The 23,824-nt window shown below is 54.2% G+C and carries 18 protein-coding genes; 17 read left to right on the top strand and 1 reads right to left on the bottom strand.

Features of this window, described 5'->3' with window-relative positions; genetic code table 11:
• Positions 1-31 precede the first annotated feature (31 nt).
• The 11 genes from aroA to F3J29_RS10125 all read left to right on the top strand — a co-directional run bounded on the left by aroA (position 32) and on the right by F3J29_RS10125 (position 12,906).
• Entirely contained in the window at positions 32-1,315 is a 1,284-nt protein-coding gene (aroA, locus tag F3J29_RS10175) for a 3-phosphoshikimate 1-carboxyvinyltransferase (RefSeq protein WP_166866660.1), read from the top strand.
• Between the two features lie 192 nt (positions 1,316-1,507).
• A complete protein-coding gene (gene cmk, locus F3J29_RS10170) occupies positions 1,508-2,191 on the top strand; it encodes a (d)CMP kinase (protein WP_166865846.1) in 684 nt (227 codons plus the stop codon).
• Positions 2,192-2,316: 125 nt separating this feature from the next.
• The gene (rpsA, locus tag F3J29_RS10165; RefSeq protein ID WP_008461180.1) at positions 2,317-3,990 is read left to right on the top strand and encodes a 30S ribosomal protein S1; all 1,674 of its coding nucleotides are present in this window, start codon (positions 2,317-2,319) and stop codon (positions 3,988-3,990) included.
• Positions 3,991-4,105: 115 nt separating this feature from the next.
• Entirely contained in the window at positions 4,106-4,390 is a 285-nt protein-coding gene (ihfB, locus tag F3J29_RS10160; RefSeq protein WP_008461182.1) for an integration host factor subunit beta, read from the top strand.
• Between the two features lie 201 nt (positions 4,391-4,591).
• Positions 4,592-6,859 (top strand): ComEC family protein, encoded by a 2,268-nt coding sequence (locus tag F3J29_RS10155; RefSeq protein ID WP_166865844.1) that lies wholly within the window; start codon positions 4,592-4,594, stop codon positions 6,857-6,859.
• A 37-nt stretch (positions 6,860-6,896) separates the two neighbouring features.
• A complete protein-coding gene (gene msbA, locus F3J29_RS10150; RefSeq protein WP_166865842.1) occupies positions 6,897-8,645 on the top strand; it encodes a lipid A ABC transporter ATP-binding protein/permease MsbA in 1,749 nt (582 codons plus the stop codon).
• Positions 8,642-9,625: a tetraacyldisaccharide 4'-kinase gene (gene lpxK, locus F3J29_RS10145; protein WP_166865840.1), complete on the top strand. Its 984-nt coding sequence runs from the start codon at positions 8,642-8,644 to the stop codon at positions 9,623-9,625. Before msbA ends, lpxK begins: the two co-directional genes overlap by 4 nt.
• A 43-nt stretch (positions 9,626-9,668) precedes the next feature.
• Positions 9,669-10,901, top strand: a complete 1,233-nt coding sequence (locus tag F3J29_RS10140; RefSeq protein ID WP_166865839.1) for a winged helix-turn-helix domain-containing protein — start codon at positions 9,669-9,671, stop codon at positions 10,899-10,901.
• Positions 10,902-10,949: 48 nt separating this feature from the next.
• A complete protein-coding gene (ycaR, locus tag F3J29_RS10135; RefSeq protein WP_008461191.1) occupies positions 10,950-11,132 on the top strand; it encodes a protein YcaR in 183 nt (60 codons plus the stop codon).
• Positions 11,129-11,875, top strand: coding sequence for a 3-deoxy-manno-octulosonate cytidylyltransferase (gene kdsB / locus F3J29_RS10130; protein ID WP_166865837.1), 747 nt, complete (start codon positions 11,129-11,131; stop codon positions 11,873-11,875). Before ycaR ends, kdsB begins: the two co-directional genes overlap by 4 nt.
• Before the next feature lie 137 nt (positions 11,876-12,012).
• Positions 12,013-12,906 carry a YcbJ family phosphotransferase gene (locus F3J29_RS10125; RefSeq protein WP_166865835.1) on the top strand — a complete coding sequence of 298 codons (894 nt, stop codon included), beginning with the start codon at positions 12,013-12,015 and terminating at the stop codon, positions 12,904-12,906.
• On the opposite strand, the gene elyC is transcribed toward F3J29_RS10125, so the two are convergent.
• Complete coding sequence (elyC, locus tag F3J29_RS10120; RefSeq protein WP_166865833.1) at positions 12,883-13,662, bottom strand: envelope biogenesis factor ElyC; 780 nt, start codon at positions 13,660-13,662, stop codon at positions 12,883-12,885. The two genes, F3J29_RS10125 and elyC, sit on opposite strands and share 24 nt — an antisense overlap.
• 132 nt (positions 13,663-13,794) lie before the next feature.
• On the opposite strand from elyC, the gene cmoM reads away from it, so the two are divergent.
• The 6 genes from cmoM to mepK all read left to right on the top strand — a co-directional run bounded on the left by cmoM (position 13,795) and on the right by mepK (position 23,802).
• Positions 13,795-14,571 (top strand): tRNA uridine 5-oxyacetic acid(34) methyltransferase CmoM, encoded by a 777-nt coding sequence (gene cmoM, locus F3J29_RS10115; protein WP_166865832.1) that lies wholly within the window; start codon positions 13,795-13,797, stop codon positions 14,569-14,571.
• 3 nt (positions 14,572-14,574) lie between these two features.
• A complete protein-coding gene (gene mukF, locus F3J29_RS10110; RefSeq protein WP_166865829.1) occupies positions 14,575-15,897 on the top strand; it encodes a chromosome partition protein MukF in 1,323 nt (440 codons plus the stop codon).
• Positions 15,878-16,594 (top strand): chromosome partition protein MukE, encoded by a 717-nt coding sequence (mukE, locus tag F3J29_RS10105; RefSeq protein WP_008461197.1) that lies wholly within the window; start codon positions 15,878-15,880, stop codon positions 16,592-16,594. The genes mukF and mukE overlap by 20 nt, the downstream gene beginning before the upstream one ends.
• Entirely contained in the window at positions 16,591-21,048 is a 4,458-nt protein-coding gene (gene mukB / locus F3J29_RS10100; protein WP_166865827.1) for a chromosome partition protein MukB, read from the top strand. The genes mukE and mukB overlap by 4 nt, the downstream gene beginning before the upstream one ends.
• A 182-nt stretch (positions 21,049-21,230) precedes the next feature.
• A complete protein-coding gene (ldtD, locus tag F3J29_RS10095; protein ID WP_166865825.1) occupies positions 21,231-23,069 on the top strand; it encodes a L,D-transpeptidase in 1,839 nt (612 codons plus the stop codon).
• Between the two features lie 184 nt (positions 23,070-23,253).
• Entirely contained in the window at positions 23,254-23,802 is a 549-nt protein-coding gene (mepK, locus tag F3J29_RS10090) for a peptidoglycan L,D-endopeptidase MepK (protein WP_039301593.1), read from the top strand.
• Positions 23,803-23,824: the final 22 nt, after the last annotated feature.

Here is a 23,824-nt window from a genome sequence, read left to right as displayed (position 1 = left end):
TTCTGTTTGAGTTGAGAGTATTTTTCCCATGCTGGAATCCCTGACGTTACAACCCATCGCGCTGGTCGACGGCACCATTAATCTGCCGGGTTCAAAAAGCGTGTCTAACCGTGCGTTGTTACTGGCCGCGCTGGCCAAAGGCACGACGGTGCTGACCAATCTGCTGGATAGCGATGATGTCCGCCATATGCTTAACGCGCTGAAGGCGCTGGGCGTGAACTATACGCTTTCGGCGGATCGTACCCGTTGTGAAGTCACCGGTGTGGCCGGGCCTCTGCAGGCACAAGGTGAGCTGGAACTCTTTTTAGGGAACGCTGGCACAGCTATGCGTCCGCTGGCTGCGGCGTTGTGCCTCGGCAGTAACAACATTGTGCTTACCGGCGAGCCGCGGATGAAAGAGCGCCCGATCGGCCATCTGGTTGACGCGCTGCGCCAGGGCGGGGCGGACATTGAGTACCTCGAGCAAGAAAACTACCCGCCGTTGTGCCTGCGTGGCGGCTTTGGCGGCGGTAAGGTTGAAGTGGACGGCAGCGTATCCAGCCAGTTCCTGACTGCGCTTCTGATGGCGGCTCCTCTGGCAGCAAATGACACCGAAATCACCATTAAAGGCGAACTGGTTTCCAAACCGTATATCGACATCACGCTGCACCTGATGAAAACCTTCGGTGTGGAAGTTGAAAACCGCGACTATCGCAGCTTCCTGATTCGCGGCGCACAGCAGTATCAATCTCCAGGGGCATACCTGGTCGAAGGGGATGCCTCCTCCGCCTCTTACTTCCTGGCCGCAGGGGCAATTAAAGGTGGCGTGGTCAAGGTTACCGGCATCGGCAGTAACAGTGTGCAGGGCGATATTCGCTTTGCTGATGTACTTGAGAAAATGGGCGCGAAAGTAACCTGGGGCGATGACTTCATTAGCTGTGAACGTGGTGAGCTAAACGCTATCGACATGGACATGAACCATATCCCGGATGCGGCAATGACTATCGCGACAGCGGCGCTGTTTGCTAAAGGCACGACCACGCTGCGTAATATCTATAACTGGCGCGTAAAAGAAACAGATCGTCTGAGCGCAATGGCGACGGAATTACGAAAAGTGGGCGCAGAAGTTGAAGAGGGTGAAGACTATATTCGTGTTACGCCACCGGCTAAGCTGACGTTTGCTGAGATCGGCACATATAACGATCACCGTATGGCGATGTGCTTCTCGCTGGTGGCGCTCTCTGATACGCCTGTGACGATTCTTGATCCTGGCTGTACGGCGAAAACCTTCCCGGATTATTTCGAGCAGTTAGCGCGCATCAGTACCCCGGTATAACATTCGTAAAACCGCATCGTCCGATGCGGTTTTTCTTTCTCTCGATGAATCCTTACAACTCCTGCTGCACAATTCTTCTACACTCAGCCTGATTCCCGTGGATATTTGCCCGGAAAGATAACAGTCCTGGCGGTTGCGGCGTATAATGCGCGGCGTTTACCACCCGCGAATCCAGCGATAGAGGAGAAAACGATGACGGCATCCGCCCCGGTAATAACGATTGATGGCCCAAGTGGCGCCGGTAAAGGCACGCTCTGTAAGGCCATGGCCGAAGCGCTGCAGTGGCATCTGCTGGACTCTGGTGCGATTTATCGCGTTCTGGCGCTCGCGGCGTTACATCACCATGTTGATGTGGCTTCCGAAGACGCGCTGGTGCCTCTTGCGGCTCACCTGGACGTTCGGTTTATTTCCACCGACGGCAATTTGGAAGTGATCCTGGAAGGGGAAGACGTTAGCGCTGAAATCCGCACTCAGGAAGTGGCAAACGCGGCTTCTCAGGTGGCGGCGTTCCCGCGTGTGCGAGAAGCCCTGCTGCGCCGTCAGCGCGCTTTCCGCGAAGCGCCGGGCCTGATTGCCGATGGCCGCGATATGGGAACCGTTGTATTCCCGGATGCACCGGTGAAAATTTTCCTTGATGCCTCCTCCGAAGAGCGCGCCCACAGGCGCATGCTACAGTTGCAGGAGAAGGGCTTTAGTGTTAACTTTGAGCGCCTTTTGGCCGAGATAAAGGAACGCGACGATCGCGACCGCAATCGGTCTGTAGCGCCGTTAGTACCCGCTGCCGATGCTTTAGTGCTGGATTCAACCAGTATGAGTATTGAGCAAGTGATTGAAAAAGCGCTACAATACGCGCGCCAAAAACTGGCTGCTGCCTGAGTTAAAGGTAGGCAAGCCTCTGAATTCGTAGTACCCCCGCTGCAACGGAGTGTGAGCGGGTATGTAAAACAACCCCATCCGGCATGAGGCCAGATGGACGTTAATCTAACTTTTGAAGATTAAACATGACTGAATCTTTTGCTCAACTATTTGAAGAATCCCTTAAAACAATTGAAACCCGTCCGGGTTCCATCGTTCGTGGTGTTGTTGTTGCTATCGACAAAGACGTCGTTCTGGTTGATGCGGGCCTGAAATCTGAATCTGCAATTCCTGCAGAGCAGTTCAAAAACGCAGCCGGCGAACTGGAAATCCAGGTTGGTGACGAAGTTGACGTTGCGCTGGACGCAGTAGAAGACGGCTTCGGTGAAACCCTGCTGTCCCGTGAGAAAGCTAAACGTCACGAAGCTTGGATCACGCTGGAAAAAGCTTACGAAGAAGCTGAAACTGTGGTCGGTGTTATCAACGGCAAAGTTAAAGGTGGCTTCACTGTTGAGCTGAACGGTATTCGTGCGTTCCTGCCAGGTTCCCTGGTTGACGTTCGTCCAGTTCGCGACACTCTGCACCTCGAAGGCAAAGAGCTTGAGTTCAAAGTGATCAAGCTTGACCAGAAACGCAACAACGTTGTTGTTTCCCGTCGTGCGGTTATCGAGTCTGAGAACAGCGCAGAGCGCGATCAGCTGCTTGAAAACCTGCAAGAAGGCATGGAAGTTAAAGGTATCGTTAAGAACCTCACTGACTACGGTGCATTCGTTGACCTGGGTGGCGTTGATGGCCTGCTGCACATCACCGATATGGCATGGAAACGCGTTAAGCATCCAAGCGAAATCGTGAACGTTGGCGATGAAATCACTGTTAAAGTGCTGAAGTTCGACCGCGAGCGTACTCGTGTTTCCCTCGGCCTGAAACAGCTGGGCGAAGATCCATGGGTAGCTATTGCTAAGCGTTATCCAGAAGGTACCAAACTGACTGGTCGCGTGACCAACCTGACCGACTACGGCTGCTTCGTTGAAATCGAAGAAGGCGTTGAAGGCCTGGTTCACGTTTCCGAAATGGATTGGACCAACAAAAACATCCACCCATCCAAAGTTGTTAACGTTGGTGATGTAGTGGAAGTGATGGTTCTGGATATCGACGAAGAACGTCGTCGTATCTCCCTGGGTCTGAAGCAGTGCAAAAACAACCCATGGCAGCAGTTCGCTGAGACCCACAACAAAGGCGACCGTGTTGAAGGTAAAATCAAGTCTATCACTGACTTCGGTATCTTCATCGGCCTGGACGGCGGCATCGACGGCCTGGTTCACCTGTCTGACATCTCCTGGAACGTTGCAGGCGAAGAAGCAGTACGTGAATACAAAAAAGGCGACGAAATTGCAGCCGTTGTTCTGCAGGTTGACGCAGAGCGTGAGCGTATCTCCCTGGGCGTTAAACAGCTTGCTGAAGATCCGTTCAACAACTACGTTGCGCTGAACAAGAAAGGTACTATCGTTACTGGTAAAGTAACGGCAGTTGACGCGAAAGGTGCTACAGTTGAATTAGCAGATGGCGTAGAAGGCTACCTGCGTGCTTCTGAAGCTTCCCGTGACCGCGTTGAAGATGCAACTCTGGTTCTGAACGTTGGCGACGATGTTGAAGCTAAATTCACCGGCGTTGATCGTAAAAACCGTGTTGTAAGCCTGTCTGTTCGTGCTAAAGACGAAGCTGACGAGAAAGATGCAATTGCGACTGTTAACAACAAACAGGAAGAAGGCAACTTCTCTAACGCAATGGCTGAAGCATTCAAAGCAGCTAAAGGCGAGTAATCGTCCGAGCGTTGTATCCCGGCTTCTGCCAGGGTATAAAATCAGGGCGGCTTCGGCCGCCCTTGTTCGATTGAGAGCTGTAAGCTAATTTTCCTGAAAGGAAACCGGAGGAATCATGACCAAGTCAGAATTGATCGAAAGACTTGCAACCCAGCAATCTCACATCCCTGCGAAAGCAGTAGAGGATGCGGTAAAGGAAATGCTGGAGCATATGGCCTCTACGCTCGCCGAGGGTGAACGTATTGAAATCCGGGGTTTCGGCAGTTTCTCCTTACACTATCGCGCTCCTCGCACCGGACGTAACCCGAAAACCGGCGATAAAGTGGATCTGGAAGGCAAATACGTTCCACACTTCAAGCCAGGCAAAGAGTTGCGTGACCGCGCCAATATTTACGGCTAATTCCTCGGAGTTAGCAAAAATGGCATCTCATCTGAGGTGCCATTTTTTTTACTGAATTTGCTCTTTGCGAGCACCTTCCAGAAGGCTTACACAACATTGTTAAGCCGGGCTTAATGGCGTTCAGGCCATCGCGTATTTCCCCGATCGCTTTCTGATTTAATCTCAATCTTGCCGCACACTGCCTGCAACAAGGAGGTGGATGTGTTTTCTATTCCTGCCGTTGCTGGCGCCGTTCTGATTAGCGCTTTGCCACTGTTATGGCTGTCGGTTATTCCGGAACAAAATGGCATTTTGCTGATTCTGGTGGCCGCGCTGATACTGTCTATTTTTTGGGGGCGTATCGTTTGGGTGCGCTATCTGGTGCTTTGCCTTTTGTTTTTGAGCTGGAATCTGCTGGGCGCGCGGCAAATGCTGGATATGTTCTCTGATTTCGGGGAGAAACCGCTGACCGTACAGGTGAAAGTCACGAGAAGTGATGGCGAAAAACGGCATGAACTGCGGATAGTCAAACGGGATGAGCGCTACCTGTTTCCCGCGCCCGGCGTTGTATTGCGAAATAGAGTATTGCCTGAGCCAGTTTGTGAAGGACAAACATGGTTAATGACGCTACGTCTTCGCCCGGTGCATGGGCGCCTTAATGAAGGTATTTTTGACGGGCAGCGTTATGCTCTTTCGCAGATGCTGCCGTTTAATGGCAGGGTGTTGAAGGCAAACCTGCTATCGGGGAGCTGTAATCTTCGAGGTAAATGGCTCCAGCAGGCCAAAAATGCCACCGCCAATCTCTCATGGCAAGGCGTGATTATCGCTCTGGGTTTTGGCGAGCGAATTGATGTCAGCGAAGACGTCAAAAAAATCATGCGTGATACCGGGACAGCACATCTAATGGCCATTTCTGGGCTGCATATTGCGTTAGCCGGCGGGATTGGCTGGATGTTTGCCCGGGCTCTGCAATTTTGCCTGCCTGCATCGATGATAGGGTTTCGTTTTCCCCTGGTGATGAGTTTTAGCGTTGCGCTATTTTACACCTGGCTGTCGGGGATGAATCCGCCAGCGGTCAGAACCCAGGTTGGGATGGGCATTTGGGCAATACTCCGTCTGAACGGCAGAAAGTGGTCAGCCTGGGATGTATTGTTGTGCTGTGTCGCGGGCATTGTGTTTAGCGAACCGATGGCTATTTTGTCTGAAAGTCTTTGGCTTTCCGCGCTTGCTGTCTGCGGGCTTATTTTTTGGTACCAGTGGGTACCGCTGCCACGCAGGATGACAAATCGCTGGCTTCGGCCTTTTGTCGAACTGCTTTATTTGCAGGCGGGTATTACGCTCCTGCTCATTCCACTTCAGGTGATTTTATTTCACGGTATCAGCATGACTTCACTGGCCGCGAATCTCTTCGCTGTGCCGTTGATTACGTTCGTTAGCGTGCCTTTAATTTTAGCCGGTATGGTGTTCGGAGAAGTCCCTGTCATTGGCGAGGTGCTTTGGTCACTGGCCGACAAATCATTAGCAGGCGTATTCGGGTTATTGGCTGGGTTGCCGGAGGGGTGGAAAGAGCTCGATCGCCGTTATCAATTTCTGGCATTCATTGCCTGGTGGGCCATAGTGATATGGCGATTCGGCTTTTGGCGAAGCTCTTCCGCTACGGCTGCGGCGGTATTGTTTGTGATGATGCTTCCCCTGTGGCGGAAGCCGGAGAGCAATAGCTGGGCTGTCCATATGCTTGATGTCGGACATGGGCTTGCCGTAGTGATTGAGCGCGAAGGGAAAGCGTTACTCTACGATACGGGCAACGCGTGGCCTGGGGGCGACGCGGCTAAGACCGTGATTATTCCCTGGTTAAAATGGCGTAACCTTCAGCCAGAACAGGTAATTATTAGCCATGAACATCTTGATCATATCGGTGGATTGAAAAGTCTTAAGCAGCAGTGGCCTGCTTTAAATATTCGTAGCCCTTTGCGCTGGGAGGGGCATGAGCCTTGCTTTCGTGGTCAACGGTGGACATGGCAGAAAATTAATTTCGACGTGCTGTGGCCACCCGAAGAGTACGAGGGGAGCAGCAACAATCGCTCTTGTGTGGTTAAGGTTAGTCACGGAGGATTCAGCCTTTTGCTGACGGGGGACCTTGAGGCAAATGCAGAACTGGCTATGCTGAGAAAACGGTGGCAAACGCTAGAAGCCAACGTCCTGCAGGTTCCGCACCATGGGAGCCGAACTTCGTCCAGCGGCCCTTTACTGAGAGCCGTTTCAGGCAGCGTGGCGCTGGCTTCAGCTTCCAGGTTCAACGCCTGGCGTTTGCCGTCTTCAACAATTATTAATCGTTATCGGCAATACGGCTATCAGTGGCATGACACGGCTCAATCAGGGCAGCTGACAATTGAAATAAAAGGTGATAAATGGCAAATCTCTGGCTTCAGAGAGCAAATATTGCCCCGTTGGTATCATCAGTGGTTTGGCGTCACCCGAGATAATGGGTAGAATATGCGGCTATTTCATAAAAGGCTGGTTCGACTTAATGCAGAACGATAAAGATCTCTCCACATGGCAGACTTTCCGCCGGCTCTGGCCGATGATTTCCCCCTTTAGAACGGGTCTGATTGTGGCTGGGATAGCGTTAATCCTCAATGCGGCGAGTGACACCTACATGCTTTCGCTGCTTAAACCATTACTGGATGATGGTTTTGGTAAAACGGATTCTTCTGTGCTGCTATGGATGCCTCTGGCCGTGATTGCGCTGATGCTGCTGCGTGGCGTGACCAGCTATGTTTCAAGCTACTGTATTTCATGGGTGTCAGGCATGGTGGTAATGAACATGCGCCGTCGACTGTTCAGCCACATGATGGGAATGCCGGTTTCTTTTTTCGATCAGCAGTCCACCGGGACGTTACTTTCGCGTATTACCTATGATTCTGAGCAGGTTGCCTCTTCCTCTTCCGGCGCGCTGATCACCGTTGTCCGTGAGGGAGCATCAATTATTGGCCTGTTTATATTGATGTTCTGGTACAGCTGGCAGCTTTCAGTGATCCTGATCGTGTTGGCACCGATTGTGTCCTTTGCCATCCGCTTTGTCTCTAAGCGCTTCCGTAATATCAGCAAAAACATGCAGAACACCATGGGACAGGTCACTACCAGCGCAGAACAGATGCTGAAGGGGCACAAAGAAGTGCTGATTTTCGGTGGTCAGCAGGTAGAAACCGACCGCTTTGACAAAGTCAGTAACCGCATGCGTAATCAGGGGATGAAGCTGGTTTCAGCCTCTTCTATCTCTGACCCGATTATTCAGCTTATTGCTTCCCTGGCGTTGGCTTTTGTACTTTATGCCGCCAGCTTCCCAAGCGTTATGGAAACCCTGACCGCCGGTACCATTACCGTGGTGTTCTCCTCCATGATTGCGCTAATGCGCCCGCTTAAGTCGCTGACGAACGTCAACGCTCAATTCCAGCGCGGGATGGCCGCATGTCAAACGCTGTTCTCTATCCTGGACTCTGAGCAGGAAAAGGACGGTGGCAAGCTGGTCATCGATCGTTCTAAAGGCGACGTTGAATTCCGCAATGTGACCTTCACCTATCCAGGCCGTGATATTCCTGCGCTGCGCAATATCAACCTGACCATTCCGGCCGGAAAAACTGTTGCGCTGGTAGGGCGTTCAGGTTCGGGTAAATCGACGATTGCCAGTCTGATCACGCGTTTCTACGAGCAGCAGGAAGGTGAAATCCTGATTGACGGGCACGATATACGTGAATACACCCTCGCGTCTCTGCGCGATCAGGTGGGGCTGGTGTCGCAAAATGTTCATCTCTTTAACGATACCGTGGCGAATAATATTGCCTACGCCCGCACCGGCGAATATTCCCGTGAAGATATCGAAAAGGCCGCGCGCATGGCTTACGCGATGGACTTCATCAGTAAAATGGACAACGGGCTGGACACCATCATCGGTGAGAATGGTGTGCTGCTGTCTGGTGGCCAGCGTCAGCGTATCGCCATTGCTCGCGCGCTGCTGCGCGACAGCCCAATCCTGATTCTGGATGAAGCCACTTCTGCGCTCGACACGGAATCAGAACGCGCTATTCAATCTGCCCTGGATGAACTGCAAAAGAACCGCACATCACTGGTGATTGCTCACCGGCTGTCAACGATTGAGCAGGCTGATGAAATCGTGGTGGTGGAAGATGGTTGTATCGTCGAGCGCGGGCCACACCTGGAACTGCTTGCCCATCGCGGCGTGTATGCCCAGCTACATAAGATGCAATTCGGCGAATGATAGAGCGTATCTGGTCGGGAAAATCACCTCTCTACCTGCTGCTGCTGCCGCTTTCCTGGCTTTATGGCCTGGTGAGCGGCGTTATCCGCCTGTCTTACCGTATTGGTCTGCGTGCCATATGGCGTGCCCCTGTACCCGTGGTTGTCGTTGGAAATCTGACGGCGGGGGGAAACGGGAAAACACCCGTTGTTATCTGGCTTGTGGAGCAGCTACAGCAGCGTGGCGTGAGCGTTGGCGTTGTGTCCCGGGGCTACGGCGGAAAAGCCGCTGTTTATCCTCTGCTGCTTGATGCAAAAACCACACCTTCCGAAGCTGGAGACGAACCGGTACTTATTTTTCAACGCACCGGGGCGCCCGTCGCGGTTGCGCCAAAACGCAGTGAGGCTGTAAAAGCCCTTATTGTGGCTGCAGCCCCACAAATCATTATTACCGATGATGGCCTACAGCATTATGCTCTGGGACGCGATAAAGAAATCGTTGTGATCGACGGTGCCCGCAGGTTTGGTAATGGCTGGTGGTTACCTGCCGGGCCAATGCGTGAAAGAGCGGGGCGTTTACGCAGCGTAGACGCAATTATCGTGAACGGCGGGGAACCGCAGGCTGGCGAAATCGGCATGCGCCTGAAGCCCGGGCTCGCCATTAACGTACTCACCGGTGAACGTCGCCCGGTAACCGACTTTTCTAACGTTGTGGCCATGGCCGGTATTGGCCATCCACCTCGTTTCTTCGCCACGCTTGCGCAATGCGGCGTTACGCCGGTGAAAACAGTGGCGCTGGCCGATCATCAGGCAATTACCGAACAGGATATGTTGGCTATCGCGACGGCGGAGCAAGTCGTACTGATGACGGAAAAAGATGCAGTAAAATGCCGTGCGTTTGCCGGGGGCCATACAAACTGGTGGTATCTGCCGGTAGATGCGCAGCTCGATTCACCTCTCGCGGAAACGCTCCTCAAGCAATTACTGGCGCTGGTGCGTTAATCTCTGCGGCACCGGTCTTTCGTTCGTTGATTACAGGTGTGCCATGACCGTTTCACAGCTTTCATTACGAGCAGCCCGAAATCTCCACCTTGCAGCCCAGGGCTTACTCCAAAAGCCTCGCCGTCGTGCACGGCCCGCTGATGTTACCGACACGATCTCCCGCATGTCGTTGCTGCAAATTGACACCATTAATATTGTGGCCCGCAGCCCTTACCTGGTTTTATTCAGCCGCCTTGGGCAGTATGAATCCGGCTGGCTTGATAGTGCCCTGGCGAGCGGAGAGCTAATTGAGTACTGGGCGCATGAAGCCTGCTTTTTGCCGAAAAAAGATTTTGCGCTTATTCGCCACCGGATGCTGAGCCCTGAAAACATGGGCTGGAAATACCGTCCCGAATGGATGAATGAGCATGCGGAAGATATCAGCCAGCTGCTCGCTTATATCGAAGACAATGGCCCCGTCCGCTCCGCTGATTTTGAGCATCCCGGCAAAGGGGCAAGCGGCTGGTGGGAGTGGAAGCCACAGAAAAAACACCTCGAGGGGTTATTTACCGCCGGGCAGGTGATGGTGACGGAGCGGCGTAATTTTCAAAGGGTTTACGATTTAACCCACCGTGTTATGCCGCACTGGAACGATGCCCAGCATCTGATTGAGCAGCCAGAGGCTGAGTTACTCATGCTGGAAAATAGCGCCCGTAGCCTGGGGATCTTTCGTCCGGAATGGCTCGCTGATTACTACCGACTGAAAAATATTGCGTTAAAGCCCTTGATAGAAAGCTGGCTTGCATCGGGGAATGTCATTCGCGTCCAGGTCGATAAACTGGGCGATATGCTGCTGCATCATTCGCTGCTACCGCTGCTTGAGAAAGCGCAGGACAATCAGCTTAAAGCAACACACAGCGCCGTGCTTTCACCGTTTGATCCGGTCGTTTGGGATCGCCGCAGAGCAGAAGCGTTGTTTAACTTTTCCTATCGGCTGGAATGCTATACCCCTGCGGAAAAGCGCCGCTATGGTTATTTTGTTTTGCCGCTGCTGCACAAAGGGGCGCTGGTTGGCAGGATAGACGCCAAAATGCACCGTAAGGAAGGGCAGCTCGAGGTCATAAGCCTTTATCTGGAAGAGGGCATAAAAGCCACTGACGCTTTGCGGGCAGGCCTGCGTGGCGCACTGACGGAATTTGCTCGCTGGCAATCCGCGACGCATCTTACCCTGGGTATTTTGCCTGCTGAACTAAGAGAAAACTGGGGCGATGGCTGGGAAATGGCCCCGGCTGGCTAGTCATTTATGCTATTCTGGTGCCGTTGATGGCACTCATCTGGAGTAATTATGGAAAGTCGTTTACTTGAAATCATTGCCTGCCCGGTCTGTAACGGCAAGCTCTACTATAACCAGGAAAAGCAAGAGCTTATCTGTAAGCCTGACGGGCTGGCATACCCGCTGCGAGATGGCATTCCGGTTCTGCTGGAAAGTGAAGCCCGGACGCTGACTTCAGACGAGACTAATCCATGAGTTTTGTCGCTATTATTCCCGCACGATATGCGTCCACGCGTCTGCCGGGCAAGCCTTTAAAAGAGATCAACGGCAAAGCGATGGTTCTGCACGTGCTTGATCGGGCGCGTGAGTCCGGGGCGGAACGTATCATTGTCGCCACCGATCATCCTGATGTGGCCCGTATTGTCGAGGCGGCAGGTGGGGAAGTTTGCCTGACCAGCCCCGATCATCAGTCCGGTACCGAACGCCTGGCTGAAGTCATTGAGAAATGCGGCTTTAGCGACGACACGGTAATCGTGAACGTGCAGGGCGATGAGCCAATGATCCCCCCGGTGATTATTCAGCAGGTCGCTACCAACGTTGCTAACAGTAAAGCCGGTATGGCAACGCTTGCGGTGCCTATCGAATCGGCGGAAGAAGCGTTTAATCCGAATGCGGTAAAAGTGGTCATGGATGCGCAGGGCTACGCGCTCTATTTCTCACGCGCCACTATTCCGTGGGATCGAGAGCGTTTTGCCGCTTCACGTGAAGAGATTGGCGATACCTTCCTGCGTCATATCGGCATCTATGGCTACCGCGCTGGTTTCATCCGTCGCTACGTCAGTTGGGCACCGAGCCAGCTTGAACAAATCGAAATGCTTGAACAGCTGCGCGTCTTGTGGAACGGCGAAAAAATACATGTTGCCGTGGCGAAGGCCATCCCAAGTATTGGCGTGGACACCCCAGAAGATCTTGAACGCGTCCGTCTCGCAATGCGCTAATTCACCTTCAGCGTGAACAATCAAACCGGCTAACCAGGCCGGTTTTTCTTTTTCTGAAACCCAATTGATCTGGAGTGGTGACAACTTCGCCTGGTGCGCTCATTATTAAATCAACAGTATTACCAGGGGAAATCGGTATGGAATTGCTGCGTAAGGAGCTAAGTCACCTGTTGGGTGAGAAATTAAGCCGTATTGAGTGCATTAGCGAACATGCGGAAACTGCACTCTGGTCGCTCTACGACAGCGGCGGCCACGCGATGCCGCTGCTCGCTAAGAGCTTTACCTCGCCGGGCCTGGCAACACAGCTGGCCTGGAAAATGTCGATGCTGGCGCGTTCAGGCACCGTCCGCATGCCGGTGGTCTACGGCGTGTTGACTCACGAAGAACATCCTGGTCCGGACGTTTTGCTGATGGAGCGCCTGCGCGGGGTTCCCGGCGAAGCGCCAACCCGGACGCCTGACCGCTGGGAGCAGCTCAAAGACCAGATTGTTGAGGGGCTGTTAGCCTGGCATCGCGTGGACAGCAGCGGCTGTGTGGGGAGCGTCGACAGCACTCAGGAAAATATCTGGCCGCATTGGTACCGCCAGCGGGTCGAAGTGCTTTGGACTACGCTCAATCAGTACCAGAACACCGGGTTAACCATGCAGGATAAACGTATTCTGTTTCGTACCCGAGAATGTCTGCCGCGTATGTTCGAAGACTTCAGCGATAACTGCGTGCTTATTCACGGCAATTTTTCCCTCCGCAGCATGCTCAAGGATTCTCGTAGCGATCAATTGCTGGCGATGGTTAACCCCGGGGTTATGCTTTGGGCTCCCCGAGAATATGAACTGTTTCGTCTGGCTGAGCCTGGTCAGGCCGAGAGTCTGCTTTGGCACTATTTACAGCGTGCCCCGGTCGCAGAATCTTTCCTCTGGCGGCGCTGGCTATATGTGCTGTGGGATGAGATTGCGCAGCTGCTGCAAACCGGCCGCCTGAACCGGCCGGTGTTTGACAATGCCTCTAAGTCATTGCTGCCCTGGCTCTCCTGAAGTGCCTTTCAGCCACTGCCACAGGCGTCCGAGGGTCTCATAGGCAACGCGTTCACTGTGCATCAGCCATACCGGGTCGGGGATAGCCTTTTCCCACGGATTAAGCGGAGAGGTTATCGCCAGCTGGTTAGCCGGGGCCGGGAGAGGATGCAGTCCGGCGCGGGTGAAGAAGATTATTGCCCGTGGCAGGTGCGAAGCAGATGTCACCAGAATAAACGGCTGCTGGCCTATCAGCCTGGCCACGGCGTAAGCTTCCTCCTCCGTGTCTTTAGGCGAGTCCAGGGTAATGATGTCGTCCCTGGAAATGCCTAGACTTTCCGCCACCCTGGCGCCTGCCTCTGCGGTGCTGACCGAGTTTGTCATCGCCCGCGCCCCGGTAAAGATCAATTTTGCCCCTGGATTGAGCTGTTTCAGACGAATCGCTTCGGTGAGCCGCGGTAAACTGTTGTCGATCAGGTTTGAGCTGGGAGCCCAGGCCGGGTTCCAGGTGTAACCGCCGCCCAGGACGACGATGTAGCGAGCGTTGTCGCCCTGCTGGCGAGTGGCGTAGGTGTCTTCGATAGGCTTTAGCATCCAGTCCGCGACGGGCTGCAGGCTAATCAGAAAAAGCACCAGCCAGCTGGCCGTGAGTAATCCTTTGGCCGTTTTTTGCCAGCGAGTAAACCACAGCAGCGCCAGAGCCACGCCCATGGTTAACAGCAGGAATGGCAGGGGAAGCAGCAGCCCGCCAATGATTTTTTTCAGTATAAAAAGCATGAAATTCGGATCCTTTTTAACCATCCAGCAGGTAAACCCCCGTGATATTACACCAGATGGGTTCATTCTCGTCCCGCCTGTGCCAAAATAGCGGTTTTGTCAGATGACCTCTTTTGCCACGGAGCTGTACCCATGGGTGACCGCAATTTTGACGATATTGCCGAGAAGTTTTCGCACAATATCTATGGCACAACTAAAGGCCAGTTGCGGCAGGCGATTCTCTGGCAGGATCTGGATGCTTTTCTTGCGACACAGCCCGCAGCTTTAAAGGTGTTGGATGCCGGCGGTGGGGAGGGGCAAACGGCCACCCGCTTCGCTGAGCGTGGGCATGAAGTGGTGCTTTGCGATGTGTCCGCCGAAATGATTGCACGTGCAAAAATGCTTGCTCACGAGAAAGGTGTGAGCGACAACATGCATTTTGTACAATCTGCCGCTCAGGATATGGCTCAACATTTGGAAAGCCCGGTTGATCTGATATTGTTTCATGCGGTGCTTGAGTGGGTCACCGATCCTCAGGCCGTGCTGAAAGCGCTTTGGGATTGTTTGCGTCCCGGCGGCACTTTGTCGCTAATGTTCTACAATGCAAACGGCCTGCTGATGCGAAACATGTTTGTCGGAAACTTCGAATATGTGCTGCAGGGGATGAAAAAAAATAAGCGCAAAACCCTTTCGCCCGACAATCCGCTGCAGCCAGAACAGGTTTACCACTGGCTGGAGCAAATTGGCTGGCAAATTACCGGTAAAACCGGCGTGCGGGTGTTTCATGATTACCTGCGAGATAAACACAAACAACGAGATGGTTTTGACGATTTGCTGACGCTGGAGACGCGTTATTGTCGGCAGGAGCCGTTTATCAGTCTCGGCCGCTATATTCACGTAACCGCGTTTAAGCCGCAGAGCCAAGGATAAATTATGAGTGATTTTTCCCAGACAGTGCCTGAACTGGTTGCCTGGGCCAGGAAAAATGATTTTTCGATCTCGCTGCCTACGGAGCGCCTGACGTTTTTGCTGGCCGTGGCCACCTTAAACGGCGAGCGTCTTGATGGCGAGCTGAGCGAGGGAGAGCTGATCGATGCGTTTCGTCACGTCAGCGATGGCTTTGAACAAACGAGCGAAACTATCACCGTGCGCGCGAACAACGCCATCAACGATATGGTTCGTCAGCGCTTGCTCAATCGCTTTGTCAGCGAGCTAACTGAAGGCAATGCCATTTATCGCCTGACGCCTCTGGGGATTGGTATCACCGACTACTACATTCGCCAGCGTGAGTTTTCCACGCTGCGTCTGTCTATGCAGCTTTCTATCGTGGCGGGTGAGCTTAAGCGCGCCGCCGATGCGGCCGATGAAGGCGGCGATGAGTTCCACTGGCATCGCAATGTTTACGCGCCGCTGAAATATTCCGTGGCGGAGATTTTCGACAGTATCGACCTGACCCAGCGCATCATGGACGAGCAGCAGCAGCAGGTAAAAGATGACATTGCCCAACTGCTGAACAAAGACTGGCGGGCGGCGATTTCAAGCTGTGAGCTGCTGCTTTCAGAGACCTCCGGCACGCTACGTGAACTGCAGGATACGCTCGAAGCCGCGGGGGATAAACTGCAGGCCAACCTGCTGCGCGTTCAGGACTCAACCCTGGGCCGCGACGATCTTCACTTTGTCGATCGCCTGGTGTTCGACCTGCAAAGCAAACTTGACCGTATTATCAGCTGGGGTCAGCAGGCCATTGACCTGTGGATTGGCTATGACCGTCACGTGCATAAATTTATCCGTACCGCTATCGACATGGATAAAAATCGCGTCTTTGCTCAACGTCTGCGGCAGTCGGTGCAAAGCTACTTCGATGCGCCATGGGCGCTGACCTATTCCAGCGCCGATCGCCTGCTGGATATGCGTGACGAAGAGATGGCTTTGCGGGATGAAGAAGTCACCGGTGAGTTGCCAAGTGAGCTCGAGTTTGAAGAATTTAACGAAATTCGTGAACAGCTGGCGGCGCTGATCGAAGCGGCGCTGCAGGTCTACAAAACCCAACAAGCGCCTCTCGATCTGGGGGTTGTGGTACGTGACTACCTCGTGCAATACCCTCGCGCGCGTCACTTCGATGTGGCACGTATTGTTGTAGACCAGGCGGTGCGCCTGGGCGTAGCGGAAGCGGATTTCACAGGATTGCCGGCTAAGTGGCAAACCATTAACGATTACGGAGCCAAGGTACAGGCGCATGTCATCAACAAATATTGAACAAGTGATGCCGGTTAAACTGGCACAGGCGCTGGCCAACCCTCTTTTTCCTGCGCTCGATAGCCAGCTGCGCGCCGGGCGCCATATTGGACTCGAAGAGCTGGATAACCACGCCTTTTTGATGGATTTCCAGGAATATCTGGAAGAATTTTACGCGCGTTATAACGTGGAGCTTATCCGGGCGCCAGAAGGCTTTTTCTATCTGCGTCCACGTTCCACCACGCTAATCCCACGTTCTGTGCTCTCCGAGCTGGATATGATGGTGGGCAAAATTCTGTGCTACCTCTATCTCAGTCCGGAACGACTCGCCAACGAAGGGATCTTCACCCAGCAGGAACTTTACGACGAGCTGCTAACGCTGGCGGATGAAAACAAGCTGCTGAAGCTGGTGAATAACCGCTCCACCGGATCCGACCTTGACCGACAAAAGCTGCAGGAGAAAGTGCGTGCTTCACTGACTCGCCTGCGCCGCCTCGGTATGATCTGGTTTATGGGCCACGACAGCAGTAAATTCCGCATCACTGAATCGGTCTTCCGCTTCGGCGCCGATGTGCGTACCGGCGATGACCCACGCGAAGCCCAGCTGCGCATGATTCGCGACGGCGAAGCCATGGCGGTTGAAAGTCGCCTGCAGCTCAATGATGAGAGCGATGAGCCACAACCAGGACTGGATAACGCGGAGGATGAACAAGAATGATTGAACGCGGAAAATTTCGCTCGCTGACGCTGGTTAACTGGAACGGTTTCTTCGCGCGGACCTTCGATCTCGATGAGCTGGTCACCACGCTTTCCGGGGGTAACGGGGCGGGTAAGTCCACTACTATGGCGGCTTTCGTCACGGCGCTTATCCCGGACTTAACCTTGCTGCACTTCCGTAACACCACGGAGGCGGGAGCCACCTCAGGCTCTCGCGATAAAGGCCTTCACGGTAAGCTGAAAGCGGGCGTCTGTTACTCCACGCTGGACGTCATCAACTCACGCCATCAGCGCGTTGTGGTGGGTGTCCGTCTGCAGCAGGTCGCCGGGCGCGACCGTAAAGTCGATATTAAACCCTTTGCTATTCAGGGCTTGCCAACCTCGATTCAGCCAACGCAGTTACTGACCGAAACGCTGAATGAGCGTCAGGCTCGCGTACTCAGCCTGCAGGAGCTGAAGGACAAAGTTGAAGCCATTGAAGGCGTGCAGTTCAAGCAGTTCAACTCCATCACCGACTACCACTCGCTGATGTTCGATCTGGGTATTGTTGCCCGTCGTTTGCGCAGCGCCGCAGACCGTAGCAAATACTATCGCCTGATTGAAGCCTCGCTGTACGGCGGTATTTCCAGCGCGATCACCCGTTCCCTGCGTGATTACCTGCTGCCGGAAAACGGCGGCGTGCGCAAAGCCTTCCAGGACATGGAAGCGGCGCTGCGTGAAAACCGCATGACGCTGGAAGCGATTCGCGTCACTCAGTCTGACCGTGATTTGTTTAAGCATTTAATCTCGGAAGCAACTGACTACGTGGCGGCGGACTACATGCGCCACGCCAACGAACGGCGTATCCACCTGGACAAAGCGCTGGAATTTCGCCGTGAACTGCTGGTAAGCCGCCAGCAGCTGGCTGCTGAACAGTACAAGCACGTTGATATGGCGCGCGAGTTGGGCGAACACAGCGGTGCGGAAGGAGATCTGGAAACGGATTATCAGGCCGCAAGCGATCATCTGAACCTGGTGCAAACGGCGATTCGCCAGCAGGAAAAGATCGAGCGCTACGAAGCTGACCTCGACGAGCTGCAAATTCGTCTTGAAGAGCAAAATGAGATCGTTGCCGAAGCGCACGAACAGCAGGAAGAAAACGAGGCCCGGGCCGAAGCCGCCGAACTGGAAGTCGATGAGCTGAAAAGCCAGCTTGCGGATTATCAGCAGGCGCTGGATGTACAGCAGACCCGCGCTATTCAGTATCAGCAGGCGCTACAGGCGCTGGAGCGTGCTCGCGAGCTTTGTCACCTGCCGGATTTGACCGCCGACAGCGCCGATGAATGGCTGGATACTTTCAAAGCGAAAGAGATTGAGGCAACCGACAAACTGCTGTCTCTCGAGCAGAAAATGAGCGTGGCTCAGGCGGCGCATAGCCAGTTCGAACACGCTTACCAACTGGTGACTGCCATCAGTGGCCCGGTGAGCCGAAGCGAAGCCTGGGACACCGCGCGTGAATTGCTGCGCGACAGCAGCAACCAGCGTCATCTGGCCGATCAGGTTCAGCCGCTGCGTATGCGTCTCAACGAGCTGGAACAGCGCCTGCGTGAACAGCAGGAAGCCGAGCGCTTGCTCGCTGACTTCTGTAAACGCCAGGGCAAACAGTTCGATCCGGAAGAGCTTGAAGCGCTGCATGAGGAGCTGGAAGAGCGCATCGGTGCGCTGCAGCAAACCGTAGCCGAAGCAAGCGAACAGCGCATGGCGCTGCGTCAGGAGCTGGAACAGATTCAGGCCAGCATCAAAACGCTGAACCTGCGCGCGCCAAGATGGATTGCGGCGCAAACCAGCCTGACACAGCTGTGTGAGCAAAGCGGGGAGCAGTTCGAAGCCAGCCAGCAGGTGACTGAGTACATGCAGCAGCTGCTGGAGCGCGAGCGCGAATCCACCGTTGAGCGTGACGAAGTCGGGGCGCGTAAACGTGCCGTAGATGACGAGATCGAACGCCTCAGCCAGCCTGGTGGTGCCGAAGACCCGCGCCTCAACGCGCTGGCCGAACGTTTTGGCGGCGTGCTGCTGTCTGAAATTTATGATGACATCGGCCTTGAAGATGCGCCGTACTTCTCCGCGTTGTATGGCCCGTCCCGTCACGCCATCGTGGTGCCCGATCTTTCTTTAGTACGCGAACAGCTGGAAAATCTGGAAGATTGCCCGGAAGATCTCTATCTGATTGAAGGGGATCCGTCTTCGTTCGATGACAGCGTGTTTACCGTTGAAGAGATGGATGCGGCGGTGCTCGTCAAAACCGCCGAGCGCCAGTGGCGCTATTCGCGTCTGCCTGAGCTGCCGCTGTTTGGCCGCGCCGCGCGTGAAAACCGCCTTGAAGCCTTGCATAACGAACGTGAGTCACTGGCCGAGCGCTTCGCGACGCTTTCTTTTGATGTGCAGAAAAACCAGCGCCTGCACCAGTCGTTTAGCCGCTTTATCGGCCAGCACCTGGGCGTGGCATTTGAAGACGATCCTGAGGCGGAAATTCGCCACCTCAACAGCCGTCGCGGCGAGATTGAGCGGGCGATCAACAATCATGAAAATGACAATCAGCAGCAGCGCCAGCAGTTTGAGCAGGCAAAAGAGGGCGTGGCTCAGCTGAACCGCCTGCTGCCGCGCATTAGCCTGCTGAATGACGAAACGCTGGCCGATCGCTGCGATGAAATCCAGGAACGCCTGGATGAAGCCGAAGAGTCAGCTCGCTTTATTCACCAGCACGGCAACCAGCTGATCAAACTGGAAGGCGTTGCCAGCGTGCTGCAGAGCGACCCTGAACAGTTCGAACAGCTCAAAGACGACTACGCCCATGCGCAGCAAATACAGCGTGATGCCCGTCAGCGTGCGTTTGCGCTGACCGAAGTCGTGCAGCGTCGCGCTCACTTTAGCTACAGCGACTCTGCCGCCATGCTGGACGGCAACAGCGACCTGAACGAGAAGCTGCGCCAGCGTCTGGAGCAGGCTGAAGTGGAGCGTACGCGTTCCCGTGAAGCGCTGCGCCAGCATGCCCAGCAGCTGGGTCAGTACAGCCAGCTTCTGGCATCGCTGAAAAGTTCGTTTGATACCAAAAAAGAGCTGCTGACGGACCTGCATAAAGAGCTGCAGGACATCGGCGTCCGCGCAGATACCGGGGCGGAGGAAAGAGCACGCGCGCGCCGCGATGAGCTGCATACCGCGCTCAGCAACAACCGCTCGCGCCGTAACCAGCTTGAGAAACAGCTGACCTACTGCGAAGCGGAGATGAACAACCTGACCCGCAAACTGAAGCAGCTGGAGCGCAATTACTTTGAAATGCGCGAGCAGGTCGTGACGGCGAAAGCAGGCTGGTGCGCAGTCATGCGTATGGTAAAAGACAATGGCGTCGAGCGCCGTCTGCATCGCCGTGAGCTGGCTTATCTTTCCGGGGACGATCTGCGTTCCATGTCGGATAAAGCGTTGGGTGCGCTGCGCCTGGCGGTGGCCGACAACGAACATCTGCGTGACGTGCTTCGTCTGTCGGAAGATCCTAAGCGCCCTGAGCGTAAGATTCAGTTCTTCGTCGCGGTTTATCAGCACCTGCGCGAGCGTATTCGCCAGGACATCATTCGTACCGACGATCCGGTTGAAGCCATCGAACAGATGGAAATTGAACTGAGCCGCCTGACGGAAGAGCTGACTTCACGCGAGCAGAAGCTGGCGATCAGCTCCCGCAGCGTGGCGAACATCATTCGCAAGACGATCCAGCGCGAGCAGAACCGAATTCGCATGCTCAACCAGGGTCTGCAAAGCGTCTCCTTCGGCCAGGTGAAGAGCGTTCGTCTGAACGTCAACGTGCGCGAGGCTCATGCGACGCTATTAAACGTACTTTCCGAGCAGCACGAACAGCATCAGGATCTGTTTAACAGCAATCGTCTGACCTTCTCCGAAGCGCTGGCGAAGCTTTATCAGCGGCTTAACCCGCAGATCGACATGGGCCAGCGCACGCCGCAGACCATTGGCGAAGAGCTGCTGGATTACCGTAACTACCTGGAAATGGAAGTTGAGGTAAACCGTGGTTCAGACGGCTGGCTGCGTGCAGAGAGCGGGGCGCTGTCCACCGGGGAAGCTATCGGCACCGGGATGTCTATCCTGGTGATGGTTGTTCAGAGCTGGGAAGATGAGTCGCAGCGCCTGCGTGGGAAAGACATTTCGCCTTGCCGCCTGCTGTTCCTTGACGAGGCGGCGCGACTGGATGCCAAGTCCATCGCCACGCTGTTTGAGCTGTGTGAACGTCTGGAAATGCAATTAATTATTGCCGCGCCAGAAAACATCAGCCCGGAAAAAGGGACCACCTATAAGCTGGTGCGTAAGGTCTTCCAGAACAGCGAACACGTTCACGTTGTTGGCCTGCGTGGCTTTGCGGCCCCGGCGTTGCCAGAGCCGCAGCAGGGTTCGGAAACGGCTGACGCCTCGTAAACCAGCGCTACTGGATGCGATATTATCAAGCGGGCTAAGGCCCGCTTTTTCTTTGTCACGAACAGTCTTAATCTTTAATTTTCTTTACATTTTGTCAGGCAAATGGTTTTTACTGTTTATATACTAGTGGTGAATACTTCCCGCCTTTGACGGTGAGCACAGTAATAAACAGGGGGCAAGGGATGTTGCTTAGAAAAGTTAAAGATTTTCGACTATCGGCAGTCGGTTACTGCCTGGCGCTCAGTTTCGCTCCGCTGTTTGTGGCCCAGGCCGACGAGCCTGCGGTCGTTCCCTCCGACAGCTCTGCTTTCCAGACCGATCGGCCCACTGAACTCAATCAGCCTTTGGCGCAGTCTGCGGCGACGGCCACGATGGCCGGGACTTTGCCAACAAACACGTCCACGATGTCAGCGGCACAAAGCCGGTCGCAGCTTATTGCGGGTCTGCCTGCGGGCTACACGCCGGTTTATCTCAACGCCCTGTCGGCTTTCTATGCCGCGCGTGACATGAAGCCGATGTGGGAAAACCGCGATGCGGTAAAAGCTTTTCAGCAACAGCTGGCAGAAGTGGCCATTGCTGGAATACAGCCGCAGTTTAACCAGTGGGTTGAGCTGTTGACCGATCCCGCAGTGACCGGTATGGCACGCGATGTGGTGCTTTCCGACGCCATGATGGGCTACCTGCAGTTCGTTTCGGGCATCCCGATTGACGGCAATCGCTGGCTTTATAGCAGCACGCCTTACACGTTAAAAACGCCGCCCCTGTCGGTGATTAACCAGTGGCAAGTAGCCGTTGACCAGGGTTCTCTGGTGAACTTTATCGACAGCCTGGCGCCTCAGCATCCGCAGTATGCTCAGCTGCATCAATCCCTCATTCATTTGCTGGCTGACACCCGTCCGTGGCCGAAAATGGCCGGTAAAGAGACCTTAAGGCCAGGGCAGTGGAGCAACGACGTAGGGGCACTGAGAGAAATTCTTGCCCGGACCGGCATGCTTCAGGACAAGCCATCGGGGATGACCAGTGTGGCCGATGTCACCGTAAGCCCGTCAGCGATTAATGTCGAAGACGCTTCTCCTCAAGCAGGTAAGAAGAAATCTCAGACTGCTGCCCGCGGTGTTTACAGCCGCGATCTGGTTGATGGCGTTAAACGCTTCCAGCAATGGCAAGGGCTAGGCTCGGACGGTGCGATTGGCCAACTGACGCGCGACTGGCTTAACGTCACGCCTCAGCAGCGTGCGGCCCTGGTGGCGCTGAATATTCAGCGTTTACGCCTGCTGCCAGACAAACTTGAAACCGGCATTATGGTGAACATTCCTAACTATTCTCTGGTGTATTACCTCAACGGCAATGAAGCCCTGGCTTCTCGCGTTATCGTCGGACGCCCGGATCGTAAAACCCCGATGATGAGTAGCGCGCTGAATAATGTCGTGGTTAACCCGCCGTGGAACGTACCGCCGACGCTGGCGCGAAAAGATATTTTGCCAAAGGTGCGACAGAATCCGGGTTATCTGGAGCAGCACGGCTACAGCGTGATTCGCGGCTGGAGCAACAATGCTGAGATGATCGATCCGTGGCGCGTAGACTGGTCGACGATCACCGAGAATAATCTGCCGTTCCGCTTCCAGCAGAAGCCCGGCACGCAAAACTCGCTTGGGCGCTACAAGTTCAATATGCCGAGTTCCGACGCTATCTACCTGCACGATACGCCAAACCATAACCTTTTCCAGAAGGATGCAAGGGCGCTGAGTTCAGGCTGTGTGCGCGTCAATAAGGCGTCTGAGCTGGCAAATATGCTGCTGCAGGATGCTGGATGGAATGATTCCCGGATATCCAGTACGTTGCAGGAAGGAAACACTAAATACGTTAATATCCGCCATAACATTCCGGTTAATCTTTACTATCTGACCGCTTTTGTCGGAAAAGATGGCCGCACCGAGTTTCGTACAGATATTTACAATTATGATCTCACCGCGCGATCTGGCGCACAAAACCTCACAAAAGCCGGGTTATTAATCCGCTAAACGCAACATTTCTAATGAATTAGCGGTCGTAGAAAATGTAAAACGCAGCCGGGTCCTCTACAGGACCCGCCGTTGCTGGGTTTTATCGTGCCTTGACTCACCGAATTCGGGCAGTTATGGTGCGATGGCTGTGCGCAGAAGTGCATATTAAACCATCATTTTATTACCTGTAGACCTGGATATCATGGACAAATTTGACGCTAATCGCCGCAAGCTACTGGCTTTGGGGGGCGTGGCTTTCGGTGCCGCTCTCATGCCTTTGCCGTCGTTTGCCACCCTCTCGACACCACGCCCGCGTATTTTGACTCTCAATAACCTGCACACTGGAGAGTCACTGAAAGCTGAGTTTTTTGATGGCAGAGGCTATATTCAGGATGAATTAGCAAAACTTAATCACTTCTTCCGGGACTACCGGGCGAACAAGATTAAATCCATCGATCCTTCCCTGTTTGACCAACTCTATCGCCTGCAGGGGCTTTTAGGGACTAACAAACCGGTCCAGCTGGTTTCCGGCTACCGTTCCATCGACACCAATAATGAACTTCGCGCTCACAGCCGCGGCGTGGCGAAAAAAAGCTACCACACCAAAGGCCAGGCGATGGATTTCCATATTGAAGGCGTTTCGTTAAGCAATATTCGCAAAGCAGCATTATCTATGCGGGCAGGTGGTGTAGGATACTACCCCAGCAGCGACTTTGTGCATATTGATACAGGGCCCGTAAGGCACTGGTAAAACAACGGAATCCGGCTTTGTT

This window comes from Enterobacter sp. Cy-643 (genome assembly GCF_011752815.1).
Classification (GTDB): Bacteria; Pseudomonadota; Gammaproteobacteria; order Enterobacterales; family Enterobacteriaceae; genus Cedecea.
The sequence above is the reverse complement of the archived record's forward strand: the minus strand, read 5'-3'. Positions and strand labels throughout refer to the sequence as shown.